The following is a 14,138-nucleotide window of genomic DNA, read 5'->3' as shown; positions in this document are numbered from 1 at the left end:
AACCTTATCAAGGAAATCCCCTCTTGGATGCTTTCGCCAGCAACCAAGCGGGGATTTTGCTGTTAAACCCCTTCCGGTCGCCGAGGAAGAGTTATGACTTATTCCGCTACCAGTTATGCAGAGTATTATTAAGCATTGTTTGAGGTGTAATCTTTTTAACAGACAATAAGTTGTTTATTTGTTAAACAAGTGGGTGCAGATTTAGAATTGTAATTATTTGCTGAACAAATGCAATTGTTATATCCTTGGTTTTTGTTGGGCTTGCTTGCAACTGCAATTCCTGTGGTGATACATCTGTTGCAATTGCGGCGACCGCAACGGGTTTTATTTACTAATACAGAGATTATCAGACGAGTTGAACTAGTGACTACACGGTACCGTAAGGTGCAACAATTACTGGTATTGTTAGCTCGAGTGGCCACTGTGGTAGCCTTGGTTTTCGTTTTTTGTCAGCCTTTTATTGAGGCTAAAGAAATAAGGGATACTACTGGAATTGATGTACTAATAGATAATTCTTTTAGTATGCAAGCATCGGATGTGACTTATGGTTCTTTGATGAGGAGAGCTATTGGGGAAGCCCGAAAGCTAAGCGAAGGGAGCCAGTTAAGGTTAATAAATGCAGGCTCTAACTCGTTATCAAAAGCTGTTTACAATGATAAATTAGATAAGCTTCGGCCAACGGCGAAAGGTGTGTTTATCGATAATTATGTAATTGATGATAGATATGGGAAAGGCAATTCTCTCTATGTATTTTCCGACTTTCAGAAAAACGTATTCTCGGCTGATGCGTTGAATAAGCTTGCAGCGGGTAAGGAAGTGGTATTGGTGCCTGTGCAAGGGCAACCGATAGGCAATATTTATGTAGATAGTTTGTGGGTTGATGATGCTTTTCTGCGGGTTCGTACAAATGTTGGGATACATATGCGTCTGCGGAATGGCGGAAGTGTAGCGGCGGTGGATTGCCCAGTGAAGGTTTTCTTAGGGAAACGGCAAGTAGCTGCCTTTCGGGTAACGGCGGAGCCAGGGAGGGCGGTAACATCGGTTGTGCAAGTGCAGCTCGAGGATGAAAGACTGGCTTTGGGGCGAGTGGTGACCGAAGACGTGCCGATGACATTCGACAATACATTCTATTTCACACTACAGCCGGCGGCCGCGATACGCGTGCTGGAAATAGGAGCGGAACCGGTGTCGCAACAAGCTTATGCTAACGAGCCCTTATTTAAGTATAGCTTTTCGAAAGTGAAGAATGTCGATTATTCGGCAATGCGGCAGGCTAATACAGTGGTGTTGAATGAAGTAAATACGCTGGATACTGGACTGAAAGATGGGTTACGCGCGGTAGTGAAGCGTGGCGGTAGCGTAGTCGTAATTCCGACGGCCGCCCGGACAGCGCGGGCGACTTATCAGCAATTCTTCCGAGAGCTAGGAATTGGAACAGTGGAGTGGGAAGATTTGGGAGCAACGCCGGAACTCCGCGAAGTTGCCATGCCCAATGCGCGGGAACCGTTTTTCCGGGATGTATTTGGGGCGCAGGCGCGGGCAGTTACGATGCCGCGGGTGGCACCTGTCTTGCGCTGGTCACGGACGGGAACGGACATTTTGCGTTTGCGGGATGGAGAAAGCTATCTAGCGAATTTTGTGAGTGGCGCGGGGCAAGTGTATGTGTTTTCGGCGCCGTTTACGAAAGAATACTCGGACTTCACGACGCAGGCGCTATTTGTACCAGTGATGTACCGAATGGCGATGTTGAGCTTTAAAAACGAACAATTGCCGGCTTATCGGTTGACGCAGGATGCAGTGAATCTACAACTGCCAGCGTCGGCCGGAAATACGAGTGGACCAGCAGATGCATCGAATTTGAAACTGGTAAAAGATAGTTTGACGCTGATTCCGGGGCAGCGGGTGGTGGGCCAGGAAATGCGGTTAGAATTGCCGCAGGAGATGAATGAAGTGGGATTTTACCAAGTGCAGCGATTAGGTAAGGTGCTGACAACATTAGCTTTCAATCAGGATAAACGAGAGTCAGAGTTAGCCGCGTATTCGGTGGATGATTTGCGGCAAATGGTGGGGCCGAATCGGCCTAATGTGCGGGTGGTAGAGGCTGGAAATGCAGGTGTTGGATTAGCAAAATTTCGTCAGGAGCGAATGGGGACGCCGCTGTGGCGGTATTTTCTGGCTCTGGCGCTGCTAACGCTGCTGGCGGAAGCATTACTGGTGCGGTTTGGCAGGAGGGGCACGGGCACGAAGCGGGTGGTAGGAGTGGCCTGATTGTGCTGGGCATGGTTGCAAAACCCAGGTAATGGGGCTGTGGACCGTATCTTGCAGCTTTAATTTGCTGCACTATTTATGGCTGACGCTTCTCAGGAATCAAACACGACCGAACCCGGCGAGGCTGCGGGGCAAGTGTTCCGGCTAGCACTACGGTTTGGCGTGGGCGTGGGCTTGGTCTGCGCTTTGTGGATGGCCGGCTTGCAGATGACGGGAAGTAATGGTTTTGGGCCGAAGCAATTATTGGCGCAATTGCTGGTGCCGTTGGCGGCCGTGGCTAGTGAGTGGGTGCTGCGGCGGCAGTTGCAGCCGCAACGGCCCGGCTTGGGTCGCTCGCTTGGCGTGGGTACGCTCACGGTATTGATTGCGGCGCTAATTTCGGCGAGCAGCTTGGTGGGGCTGGCGCATGGGGCCGGCGAGGCAGCGTTGGCCCGGCATCGGGCCGAGGTGCTGGAAATCGTGCGCGCTCAGCAGCGCGAAAATCCCAAAGCGCAGCTTAGTGAACAAGCGCAGCAGCAGCAGGTCCGCAACGTGGCAAACTTGAGCGTGGGCGACATGGCCATCAGCAACTTCACGCAGGTGCTGATGCTGGGGCTCGTGCTGGCAATTCCAGCCGGTATTTTTCTGCGGGAATAATTATTCCGATTACCTTTCGGTTCACTTTACCCCAAAAATCCAATGGAAACAAATGCTACTCCGGTTACAACCACGTCGGTGGGTTTGCGCTATGGCTTGCTGACTGGGCTGATAAGCGTCATTTTTTCATTCATCCTCTTCATTACCCACGCCGACCAGTCGCCGGCACGTTGGCTGGGGCTGGTTATTCTGATTGGGGCCATGGTGATGGCGCACAAGACGTATAAACAAGGCAACGGTGGGTTTATGAATTACTCGGAAGGGCTCGGAATAGGCGCTTTTATGAGCGGTGTTTCGGGCGTCATTTCGACGGCGTTCAGTGTTGTGTACATGAAGTTTATCGACCCGGAATATATGGGCCGAATGGCTGATACGGCCCGCGCCAACATGGAAGCCAAGGGCGGCATGACGGATGAGCAGATTGACCAAGGCGTTGCGATGATGCAAAAATTTAGCACAACGGGCTGGATGGTGCTTTTTGGCGTGGTGGGCTCGGTACTGGGCGGGCTGCTGATTGCGCTCATCGTATCGGCATTTACGAAACATTCCAAGCCTGAATTTGAATAAGTCGAATGCTTCTTTTCCGGTGGAAATTTCCATCGTGATTCCGCTGCTGAACGAAGCAGAATCGTTGCCGGAGCTCACGCGCTGGATAGCGCGGGTGCTGGTGGCGCGCGGGTTGACCTACGAGGTAATCCTGATTGATGACGGCTCGACGGATGATTCCTGGGCCGTGATTGAGGCGCTGGCGGTGGACGATGCCACATTGCGGGGCATTCGTTTCAATCGGAACTACGGCAAATCGGCGGCGCTGAACGTGGGATTTGAGGCCACGCGTGGGCGCGTAGTGTGCACCATGGATGCCGATTTGCAGGACTCGCCGGAGGAATTGCCGGAGCTGTACCGGATGATTACGGAGGATAAATTTGACCTGGTGAGCGGCTGGAAACAGAAGCGGTTTGACCCGTTGTCGAAAACGATTCCGACCAAGCTATTCAATGGCGCGACCCGGGCTATGTCGGGCATTCAGCTGCACGATTTTAACTGCGGGCTGAAATCGTACGACTCGCGGGTGGTGAAGAGTATTGAGGTGTATGGCGAAATGCACCGCTACATTCCAGTAATTGCGAAATGGAACGGATTTCGCAAAATTGGGGAAAAGGTGGTGCAGCACCAGGAGCGCAAATACGGCGTGACTAAATTTGGTCTGGAGCGCTTCATTTTCGGGTTTCTGGACTTGCTGAGCATCACCTTTGTGGGGCGGTTCCGACGGGCGCCAATGCACTTTTTCGGGACATTGGGCACGTTGTCATTTCTGGTTGGATTGCTGATTACGATGTGGCTGACGGGCGAAAAAGTCTGGCTGTCGCTGCATAATCTGAAGGCACGGCAAGTGACGGAGCAGCCACTGTTTTTTTTGGCCTTAACCGCAGTGATTGTGGGCGTGCTGCTGTTTGTGGCAGGTTTTCTGGGCGAAATGATTCAATTGAACGGCCCGAAACGCGACGATTATTTGGTGCGGGAAAGATTGAACTGAGTTCATTTAACATTTATCAATTAACATTTAACAGCTGTGCAACTGGCTGATTCGGGATTGTTAAATGTTAATTGATAAATGTTAAATGAAACTAAATGAAAGTTGTAATTATCGGGCCCGCATACCCATTGCGCGGTGGGCTGGCGACCTACAATGAACGGCTCGCGCGGGCCTTTGTGGCGGCAGGCGATGAGGTACGGATTGTGACGTTTTCGTTGCAGTACCCAGACTTTTTATTTCCGGGGCAAACCCAGTTTAGTACCGAGGCGGGGCCAGCGGATTTGGCAATTGAGGTGAGTTTGAACTCAGTAAACCCGCTTTCGTGGGTGAAGGTGGGGCGCAAATTGCGGGCGGAGCGGCCCGACTTGGTGATTTTCCGGTTCTGGCTACCGTTTATGGGGCCAGCGCTGGGCACGGTGGCGCGGCTGGTGCACGGCAATGGGCATACCCGCGTGGTGGCCATTACCGATAACATAATCCCGCACGAGAAGCGGCCGGGCGACGGGCCATTGACGCGCTATTTCCTGAGCGCCTGCGACGGATTTGTGACCATGAGCCGCAGCGTGCTCAAGGATTTGCAAAACCTGGGCTTCGGGCAGAAACCGGCGCTGTATCGGCCGCATCCGCTGTATGATAATTTCGGCCCATTGAAAACCAAAGATGACGCGTTGGTGGCACTGGGGCTGCCGGCTACAACTGCTTATTTGTTATTCTTCGGGTTTATCCGGGCTTATAAAGGGCTGGATATTATGCTGGAAGTCATGGCAGATAAGCGGTTGGCGGAGTTGCCAATTAAATTAATTATCGCAGGCGAATTTTACGAAGATGCTGCGCCGTATGAGGAATTAATTCGGCGGAATAATTTAGAAGGCCGAATTATTCGGGCGACGGATTTTATTCCCAATGAAAAAGTAGTGGACTATTTCTGCGCCGCCGATTTAATTGTGCAGCCGTATAAAAATGCGACGCAAAGCGGGGTGTCGCAAATAGCGTATCACTTCGAACGGCCCATGCTGGTGACCAATGTGGGCGGACTGGCCGAATTAATCCCCGACGGTGTGGTGGGCTACGTGGTGCCGCCCACACCAGCTGCCATTGCCGATGCGGTGGTGGACTTTTATGTTGGCAAACGAGAAACAGCTTTCGTTGCTGGTGTGCGGGAAGAAAAGAAGCAGTTTTCGTGGCCCGTAATGGTGGCAGCGCTGAAAGAAGTGGCGGGGTTAAAAGCCGACTAGGGAAATTGCTGAGGGCTGATTAATTTGCCAAAAAAATTAGTTAGCAAACATCATGGATACCACAACTGCATTTTCCTTTGATGAATTCATTGCAGCATTGCCCGCCGAGCGGCAATTAGTGGCAACGCAGGCGTGGCAACTGGTGCGCCAGGCCGTGCCAATGGGCTACACCGAGCACGTGGGCCCAAAGTACTTAGAGTTTCGGACGGGCAAGGATATGTACGTTGGGTTGGCCAATCAGAAAGGCTACCTGAGCCTGCACCTGGTGCCGATGTACCTGATGCCCGAACTACAGGAGCAGTTGGCGGCGGCCGCGCCCAAGCTAAAAATGGGCAAAGGCTGCGTGAATTTCAATAAAACGGAAGAGCTGCCGCTGGAAGCGTTGACTGCGCTGATTGCTGCTACACCCCCAGCCGATTATGCCGCCAAGCTACAAGCGGTGCGGACGGCAGCCCGCAAGAAAACCTAAGCTACCGGGCTTGCGAGCGGCACGCTCTCTCGCACGGCCTGCAATACTTTTGCCGCCGGCAAATCTTCCATGCAGCTGGTGCCCAGCCGGCAGGTGCCCCGGTAGAAGCAGACGCACTCCCGGTTGGGTTGCACGATTTGGCCGCGGCCGTAGAGGTCGAATTCGTGGGGGTTGAAAATATTGTTCATCAGGATGGTGGGCTTGCGCAGGGCGATGCTGATGTGCATGCCCATGGTGACTTGCGTCACGATGCCGTCCATCTGGTCCATCAGGTTGATGAACTGGGGGAGGGGGAAGGTACCGAGGTAGGCCGCGCCGGTGGCGGCGTGTAGCTCGCGGTTGCGGGCGTCTTCGGCCTCGCCGCCCAGCAGCACGGGTGTGTAGCCGGCGGCTTGCAGGCCGTGGATGAGCTCAACCCATTTTTCGGTGCTCCAGAGGCGGGTGGTCCACCGGTCGCCGCAGCCGGTGTTGAGACCGATGCGGGGGCGGGCGGCGGGCAGCCGGCTCCAGTCGTAGCCTTTGTCGTCGTGGGTGTCGAAGACGTATTCTTCGCCCTGAAAATCGAAGCCGCAGAGCTCGAAGATTTCCTGCACGTAGGGCTTGGTGTTGGCTTGGCTCACCTGGTCGAAGATGCCGGTGAGGTATTTATGCTCGGCCAACTGGTTCACGGGCCAGGCCACGCCGTCGTGCGGGCGCAGGGCGTAGCCAAATTTCTCTTTTGCCGAAATGGTGTTGAGCAAGGCACAGGCCTCCTTTTCCTTGTCGAGGTTGATGACGACGTCGAACTCGCGGGCCTGCAGCTGCAGGGCGCTGGCAAAATCGAATTTCAGAATCTCTTCAATCTCGTTTTGGGGCAGAATGGCGGGCGTGAGCGTAAGCCAGGTGATGGCGCAGCCGGGCCGTTCCTGGCGCAGGCGGCGCAGCAGCGGCGTGGTGCGAATAACGTCGCCGATGGCTCCGAGCTTGATGATGAGCACACGCTGCGACACGGGCGAATACACCGGGCAGCCCTCGCAGACGTAGCCGTGGGTTTTGTTGGGGCGGCAGGGCAGGTCGCCGCGAAAGTGGCGGCAGTCGGCGTGAACAACGGTATCGGAGAGCTGGGGCACGGGGCGGGGAGCGGATGAAGCAGTAAAAATAGCAGGTGACGTTGTGCTGAAGCCACAAAAAAAGCTGCCGCTCCTCAATGGGGAGCGGCAGCTTAGCTACGCGAAAATGAATCGTGCGCTAGTATTTCACATTGAACGTGCCATTGGTAACCGTTTTGGTTGCCCCGGCGGAATTTTTGCCCGTGAAAGTAAACGTGCCGGCGATGTTAGACGCGCCGGAAGTAGTGGAGGCGCTATAGGTGGTTACCACAATGGTACCCGAAGTAGAATCGTAGATGTCGCTGGAGTTGCCGCTGGCCAGATAAGAGGCTTCTTCGTTGGACGTAGCCGACAGGGTATAAGTGCCCGTGCTCTTGGGCAAAGTCAGCAGGACGCCTTTATTGGCTGTGCCAGTGCCGCTGACACCTGAAACGACAACCTGATTGCCAAGAACGGTGGCACCCGCTGTCGTCGCAGTGACGGTTGCACCGTCAACGGTGTAGGTGACGCCGGTGGTAGCGGCGGGGGTGGGGGTAGGGGTGGCATCGTCTTTCTTCGAGCAGGCGGCCAGGGTAGCCAGCGCCATTACGGTAGTGGCAGCACGAAGGGAGCGGAAAGAAAACATCATAAAAAGGAAGGAAAAAAATGGGAAAGCGGCCGGCACTCACCGGGCCAAGTTAAACAAAGATAGGGCATAAAACCCCCACATACGCAAGAGATTATGCGGTGTAAATGCCGTGTTGGGGTGCTGGGAGGATAATTCTTCAGGTATTGGCCCCCTAACGCTGTATGGATGCTTCCCAATCTTAACGGGCTACATCGAACCGGCCGTTGGTAATGGTTTTCACCAGCGGGCTGCTGACGCCTCCGGAGTAATTGTAGGCTGTGAACGAGAAGCTGCCCGTAACCCGGTTGGCAGTCAGTGTACTAATGCTAACCGTGCCCGTACTGGCCAGATAGCTGATGGTGGCTGTGCCGCCACGCTGGATATAATCGGCCGTCGCCGCGCCGGTGCTAGTGATTGGATAAGTGCCCACTTGAGCGGGGGCGCCTACGTGAATCGTTGCGTTGTTGGGTGCGGTACCCGTCGAGCCAATGATGTCGATATTGGTACTGGAGGCTACGATTTGCGGGGACGAGTCAGTAGACGCAGTGCCGTCGGCAGTCCAACTCATGCCGGTGGGGGCTTGCGGGTCGTCCTTTTTGGAGGAGCAGGCGGCCAGGGAGGCCAGCGTCAGCACGGCGGCAGCTACGCGAAGGAAGCGGAACCGGAGATGTGACATCAGATAAAGTGGCTGGTTTGGTATCAGGAAAGGAGAAATTCGTGGCGTTAAAGGTGGTCACTAAAAGTGGATTTTAATGACTGAGGGAACAAGTTCTTTGTGCTCCCTGCTGACTCACCGGATGCTTGGCACACAAAGGATTATTCAACCACCAGTCGGCCCAAAGCCGCGTCGCAGCGCACCACGTAGAGGCCGGGCGCGAGGCCGGTGAGGTCGAGGGTAGCAGTGGAGGAGTGGGCGGGCAGCAGGTAGGTGCGGGCGGTGCGGCCCAGCGCATCGGTGAGGGTAACAGATGGCGCTTGGGAAGCCGCAGGTAGCTGAAGCGTGGCACGAGAGTGGGCCGGATTAGGCAGCAAGGCCAGGGCCGCAGCCGCAGAGGAGCGAGTGCCCAGAGCGGTGGCGTTGGTAAGCTTGCCCAAGACAACATCTCCCCAATTGGTGCTTGACGCGCTGCCCATGAGTGTGGTGCTGCCCAAAGTGAGTCCCCCTTTCAGGCCGCCCGTGAAGTAGAGGGAGCCGCTGCCATCGAGTGTCATGCCAGTGGGGTTCAGCCCGTCGGCCAGGGCCGGTTGGGGCACGGTGGCCACGTAGCGCCATTGGCCTGCACTGCTCAGGCTGGCGATGTATAGCACCAGGCCAGCCGACGGCGCCGTGAGCGTGTGGCTGCCAATAGTGGTTTGAACAGCACCAGCATAACCCCGTAGGCCGCCCATCGTCACGGCATTGCCCGCAGCATCGGCGGCTAGCCAACCCAGCACCGACAGCCCGGCGCTGCTAGGGGGAAGCTGCTGCACAGTGCCCCATTGCCCGGTGGCCGATAGTTGCCCCAGGAAACCGGTATAGCTGGTGGAGCCCGAAGTGATGGGGGCGCTTAGGGTGATGGGGCCGACCACGCTGCCGTCTACGCCCCGGCCACAAACCCACAGCGCGCCCGTGGCCGTGTAGGCGGCGCTTAAGGTGACGCTGTTGTTGTAGCCCGCATTGCGGCCACCTACTGCCCATTGCCACTGGTTGGCCGGGCTAAGCTGAGCTACGATAAAGGACTCGTCAGCGCCGGTGGGGGCCGTGAGGGTATTGGAGCCAAAAGCAATGGTGCCCGCCCCGTGGCTGCCAACTATTGCTACCTGGCCGGCCGGTCCCACGGCGGCATTCAAACTGATAACGCCCACCGCACCGGCAGAAGCAGTGGCGCTAAGCCACTGCCCGGCCGCGCTCAGACGAGCAACGTACACCGACCCGCTGCGGTAGAAATTGCTGGCCGGCAAGGCCGTCCCGCCAAAGCTGGGGCTGCCTTGATACGCGCCGACCAGTACCACCCCGCCCGTGCCAGGGTCGATGGCCAGCACAGGGGGCAGAAATGCCGTCATTTCGACCACCTGCACCCACTGGCACACGCCCATGCTGCTTAGCCGGGCCACAAAAACTCCTTGGCCAGTGCCGCCCAGCGCTTGGTTCTGGCTGCCCACCTGCACCCCACTTCCCGCCACAGTGCCGGTGGCATATACATCGCCGCCGGCAGTCACGGCCACGCTATTCACGGAAATATGCGGTGGGGTGCTGCTGGTGCCGCTCGGTACGGCAGCCGTGGTCCAGGCCCATTGGCCTGCGGCTGTAACTTGGGCAATGAAGCCATTGCGGCCGGGCCCCACGGTACCGGCGCTGCCAAAACTGCGGCTTACAGGTCCGGATGTAGCACTTTCGTTAATGGCTCCGCCCACATATACCCGGCCGGCGGCATCGGTTGCCACGGCATACCCCATGGCGGTGCTGCCGTCGGCGGGGGCAGGGTTGGTGGTTTGCAGGCCCCACTGCCATGCTGGGGCCTGTGCCGCCGCCGGCCCAATTAAAAAAACTGAGACGGCCAGCAACATAAGGCTGCGGGTCAGCACGGGGAAGAGTGCACGAGTCATATCAGTATCAGCAATTAAACAAGCGTGGAGTGGAAGGTATGTAATTGCCAATAGCCAGGCGCATTTACCGCCCCACGTAGCGATGCGGCGTGATGGCGCGCAGCTCTGCTTTCACGCTTTCGCTCACGTCGAGCCCATTGATAAACTCTCCAATGCTGGCGGCCGAAATGGCTTCGCCGGTGCGGGTGAGGGCTTTGAGGGCGTTGTAGGGGTCGGGGTAGGCCTCGCGGCGCAGGATAGTCTGGATGCCTTCGGCCACCACGGCCCAGTTGGCTTCGAGGTCTTTCGCCAGCGCCGATTCGTCGAGGGCCAGCTTGCCCAGGCCGCGCTGCAAGGCCCCGAGGGCAATGAGGATGTGGCCCAGCGGCACGCCCAGGTTGCGCAGCACCGTGGAGTCGGTGAGGTCGCGCTGGAGGCGGGAAATGGGCAGCTTGGCGGCAAAGTGCTCCAGCAGGGCATTGGCTACGCCGAAGTTGCCCTCGGCATTCTCGAAGTCGATGGGATTTACCTTGTGCGGCATGGCCGAGGACCCTACTTCGCCCGCCTTAATGGTCTGCTTGAAGTAACCGAGGGAGATGTACTGCCACACATCGCGTGCCAGGTCGAGCAGAATGTTGTTGAGGCGCTTAAGGGCGTCGCAATGCGCGGCCAGGTGGTCGTAGTGCTCAATCTGGGTGGTGGGGAAGGAGCGGTGCAGGCCCAGCCGGTCGTTCACGAAGGTGGCGGCGAAGGCGTGCCAGTCGGTGCCGGGGTAGGCGGCGTAGTGCGCGTTGAAGTTGCCGGTGGCACCGCCAAACTTCGCCCCAAACGGCACCTGCGCCAGCAGCGCCACCTGCGCATCGAGCCGGGCCACAAATACCTCAATCTCCTTGCCCAGCCGCGTGGGCGAGGCCGGTTGGCCGTGGGTGCGGGCCAGCATGGGCACGGCCGTCCACTCCTGGGCGCGGGCGGCCAGGGCATTGCGCACCTGGGCGTAGGCCGGTAGCAGCACCCCCATCAGCGCATCGCGGAAGCTGAGCGGAATAGCCGTGTTGTTGATGTCCTGCGAGGTGAGGCCGAAGTGAATGAATTCGATAAAGTCACCCAAGCCCAGTCGGGTGAACTCCTCGCGCAGCCAGTATTCCACGGCTTTCACGTCGTGGTTGGTAATGGCTTCGTGGGCCTTGATGGCTTCGGCGTGGGCTTCGGAGAAGTTCTCGTAGAGGCCGCGCAGCGGCGCGAAAGCCTCCGCCGATACGCCCACAAGCTGGGGCAGTGGCAGCTCGGCCAGCGCAATGAAATATTCGACTTCGACCAGCACGCGGTAGCGTATCAGAGCCATTTCGGAGAAGCGCGCGGCCAGGGGGGCGGTGGCGCGGGCGTAGCGCCCATCGAGGGGCGAGAGGGCGAGGAGGGGGCTGGGCATGGGGCAAAAGTACGGGCCGAACGAGCGGGATAGAACGAAAAACTCCCTTCCTTACCTAAGGAGGGGGGAGTTATAGCCGTTTGCTGCTTGGCTTGCGTATTCCCTCTACTTTCGTTGTTCTTACCTTTGGTGCTGGCCAGGCCAACCACCTCTATTAATTTCCGTGCGCATTTCCCCCTCCACCAAACGTCTTCTTATTGGCATTGCCAGCAGCTTAGCGGCGGTGTTGCTGCTGGCTTTTGCCGTGTTTCAGTGGAAGCGCCAGCAGCTGCTGGATTACGCTTTGAAAGAAGTGAAGGCCAAAATTGAGCGCAAGTACCCGGTGATTCTCACGCTGGGACCGGCCAGGTTTGCGGGGTTCAAAACCGTCGAGATTCAGGGCATGAGCCTCGTGCCCAGTGCCGCGCCAACGGACACGCTGCTTACGGCAAAGCGCCTGCAGGCCAGCCTGAGCGTGCGCTCGCTGTTTGCCGGCCGGCCGGTGTTCAGCGGGCTCGAAATCATGACGGCCCGCCTCACCGCCCGCAAAACGGCTACTACCGACAACTTCGGCTTCCTGGCAAAAAAGCAGAAAGCCAGCACCGTGCCCCAGGACACCACCAAGGGCACCAACTACGGCCTGCTGCTGAACCGCGCCCTCGAAACGGCCTTCGACAACGTGCCCGGCGAGGCCAATTTCACGAATTTCTACGTGAGCTACCTCAGTCCGCGCCACACGGCCCAGCTGACGCTGCCGCAGCTCAAGATTCAGGACGGCGACATTTCGGGCCGCCTCACGGCTACCATCGATTCGGTGTCGAACGAGCTGGGCATCAGCGGGCACATCGAGCCGAGCGACTATGAACTGACGGCACGGGTGTTTGGGGTCGGCGGCTCGGTGCAGCTGCCCTACGTGCCGCGCCGCTTTGGCGCGCTGGTGAGCTTCGACACGGTGCAGGTGCGGCTCGATAGCAAGGATTTTGACGACGACGATACCGGCGGCCGCCTCATGGTGCGCGGCTCATTGGCGGCGCGGGGCTTCAGCCTTTATCACCCCAAGCTGGCTTCCAATGAGATTGAGGTGAAGCGCGGCTCCCTCGACTTCGTGGCCACGCTGGGCCGCGGCACGGTGGCGCTGGAAAAAGGCAGCCAGATTACTCTTAACAAGCTGGTGCTCTACCCCGAAATCAGCGTGCGCATGAAGCCCAGCCGCGCAGTGAGCATCCGCGTGAAATCGGCCGAGACCCAGGCCAACGACTTCTTTTCGTCCTTGCCTACCGGCATCTTCGATGAAGTGCGTGGCACCACCGGCACCGGCACGCTCACCTACCACCTCAACGCCAGCCTCGACATGGCCCGCGTGGACAGCCTGAAGTTCGATTCGGGCCTGCGGGGCAATAATTTCCACCTCACCGGCTTCGGCGAGGAAGACCTCAACAAGCTGAACACGGCCTTCCAGTACACGGCATACAACGACAAGGGTGACTCGCTGCGCACCTTCGCCGTGGGCCCGCCGAACCCGGATTTTGTGCCCTACAACGACGTGTCGCCGTACCTCATCCACGCCATCACCACAGCCGAGGACCCGCGCTTTTTCTCGCACCACGGCTTCATGGAGCAGGCGTTTGTGAAGTCGGCCATCCAGAACATCAAGGAGCGGCGCTTTGCCCGGGGCGGCAGCACCATCTCGATGCAGCTGGTGAAAAACGTGTTTTTGAGCCGTCAGAAAACGGTGGGCCGCAAGGCCGAGGAAGCCCTCATCGTGTGGCTGCTCGAAAACGCCCACCTCGCCAGCAAGCAGCGCATGTTCGAGGTGTACCTCAACATCATCGAATGGGGCCCGAGCAAGTACCGCTGGCCCAGCGGCAAGCGCGGCGTGTACGGCGTGAAGGATGCCGCCCTGTTCTACTACGGCAAGCGCCCCGACGAGCTTAACCTGCCCGAGAGTCTGTACCTGGCCAGCATCATCCCCAAGCCCAAGTTCGCCCGCTACTCCTTCGATGCCTACGGCGACCTGCGCCGCAGCACGCGCTACTTCTTCCGCCTCATTGCCGACATCATGGCCACCCGCGGCCTCATCACCAGCAATGACCGCGAAAACCTGCCCTACGCGCTGCACCTCGGCGGCCCGGCCCGGCAATACATGGCCTTCTCGGCCCGGCCCGATACCACTCGCACCACCGCCCAGGCCGATTCGAGCCAGTTTGAGCCCCTCAACCTGATTGACCTGCTCAACACCGGCGCCGCCCCCGACGCGGGCGTGAACGCCAACGTGCCGGATGCCGAGCCAGCCAAGAATCCAAAATAGATAAAGCACAGGGCCTAAAA

At 57.8% G+C, this 14,138-nt stretch carries 12 protein-coding genes; 7 read left to right on the top strand and 5 right to left on the bottom strand.

Annotation, left to right across the window (positions count from 1 at the left end):
* The first annotated feature begins 228 nt into the window (after positions 1–228).
* The 6 genes from I7X13_RS21160 (at position 229) to I7X13_RS21135 (ending at position 6,145) form a co-directional block, all read left to right on the top strand.
* The gene (locus I7X13_RS21160; protein ID WP_233454885.1) at positions 229–2,268 is read left to right on the top strand and encodes a BatA domain-containing protein; all 2,040 of its coding nucleotides are present in this window, start codon (positions 229–231) and stop codon (positions 2,266–2,268) included.
* Positions 2,269–2,346: 78 nt separating this feature from the next.
* Positions 2,347–2,904 carry a DUF4199 domain-containing protein gene (locus I7X13_RS21155; protein ID WP_198077018.1) on the top strand — a complete coding sequence of 186 codons (558 nt, stop codon included), beginning with the start codon at positions 2,347–2,349 and terminating at the stop codon, positions 2,902–2,904.
* A gap of 42 nt (positions 2,905–2,946) precedes the next feature.
* The gene (locus tag I7X13_RS21150) at positions 2,947–3,471 is read left to right on the top strand and encodes a DUF4199 domain-containing protein (RefSeq protein ID WP_198070092.1); all 525 of its coding nucleotides are present in this window, start codon (positions 2,947–2,949) and stop codon (positions 3,469–3,471) included.
* 19 nt (positions 3,472–3,490) lie between these two features.
* Positions 3,491–4,441, top strand: a complete 951-nt coding sequence (locus tag I7X13_RS21145) for a glycosyltransferase family 2 protein (RefSeq protein ID WP_317191598.1) — start codon at positions 3,491–3,493, stop codon at positions 4,439–4,441.
* A gap of 95 nt (positions 4,442–4,536) precedes the next feature.
* Positions 4,537–5,676 (top strand): glycosyltransferase, encoded by a 1,140-nt coding sequence (locus tag I7X13_RS21140; protein ID WP_198077016.1) that lies wholly within the window; start codon positions 4,537–4,539, stop codon positions 5,674–5,676.
* 52 nt (positions 5,677–5,728) lie between these two features.
* Positions 5,729–6,145 carry a DUF1801 domain-containing protein gene (locus I7X13_RS21135; RefSeq protein ID WP_198077015.1) on the top strand — a complete coding sequence of 139 codons (417 nt, stop codon included), beginning with the start codon at positions 5,729–5,731 and terminating at the stop codon, positions 6,143–6,145.
* Here the strand turns inward: I7X13_RS21135 and I7X13_RS21130 are convergent.
* The 5 genes from I7X13_RS21130 to purB form a co-directional block, all read right to left on the bottom strand.
* Complete coding sequence (locus I7X13_RS21130) at positions 6,142–7,254, bottom strand: glycosyltransferase family 9 protein (RefSeq protein ID WP_198077014.1); 1,113 nt, start codon at positions 7,252–7,254, stop codon at positions 6,142–6,144. The genes I7X13_RS21135 and I7X13_RS21130 overlap by 4 nt on opposite strands.
* Positions 7,255–7,372: 118 nt before the next feature.
* Positions 7,373–7,861, bottom strand: coding sequence for a DUF6252 family protein (locus tag I7X13_RS21125; protein WP_198070097.1), 489 nt, complete (start codon positions 7,859–7,861; stop codon positions 7,373–7,375).
* Positions 7,862–8,039: 178 nt separating this feature from the next.
* Positions 8,040–8,516: a DUF6252 family protein gene (locus I7X13_RS21120; RefSeq protein WP_198077013.1), complete on the bottom strand. Its 477-nt coding sequence runs from the start codon at positions 8,514–8,516 to the stop codon at positions 8,040–8,042.
* A 140-nt stretch (positions 8,517–8,656) separates the two neighbouring features.
* Complete coding sequence (locus tag I7X13_RS21115) at positions 8,657–10,426, bottom strand: T9SS type A sorting domain-containing protein (RefSeq protein ID WP_198077012.1); 1,770 nt, start codon at positions 10,424–10,426, stop codon at positions 8,657–8,659.
* Between the two features lie 64 nt (positions 10,427–10,490).
* Positions 10,491–11,831 (bottom strand): adenylosuccinate lyase, encoded by a 1,341-nt coding sequence (purB, locus tag I7X13_RS21110; protein WP_198077011.1) that lies wholly within the window; start codon positions 11,829–11,831, stop codon positions 10,491–10,493.
* A 163-nt stretch (positions 11,832–11,994) separates the two neighbouring features.
* Here purB and I7X13_RS21990 point away from each other — a divergent pair, with 163 nt between their 5' ends.
* Positions 11,995–14,118 carry a transglycosylase domain-containing protein gene (locus tag I7X13_RS21990; RefSeq protein ID WP_198077010.1) on the top strand — a complete coding sequence of 708 codons (2,124 nt, stop codon included), beginning with the start codon at positions 11,995–11,997 and terminating at the stop codon, positions 14,116–14,118.
* Positions 14,119–14,138: the final 20 nt, after the last annotated feature.

The organism is Hymenobacter negativus (assembly GCF_016056375.1).
GTDB lineage: Bacteria > Bacteroidota > Bacteroidia > Cytophagales > Hymenobacteraceae > Hymenobacter > Hymenobacter negativus_A.
This window is presented reverse-complemented; position numbering and strand designations above follow the sequence as displayed.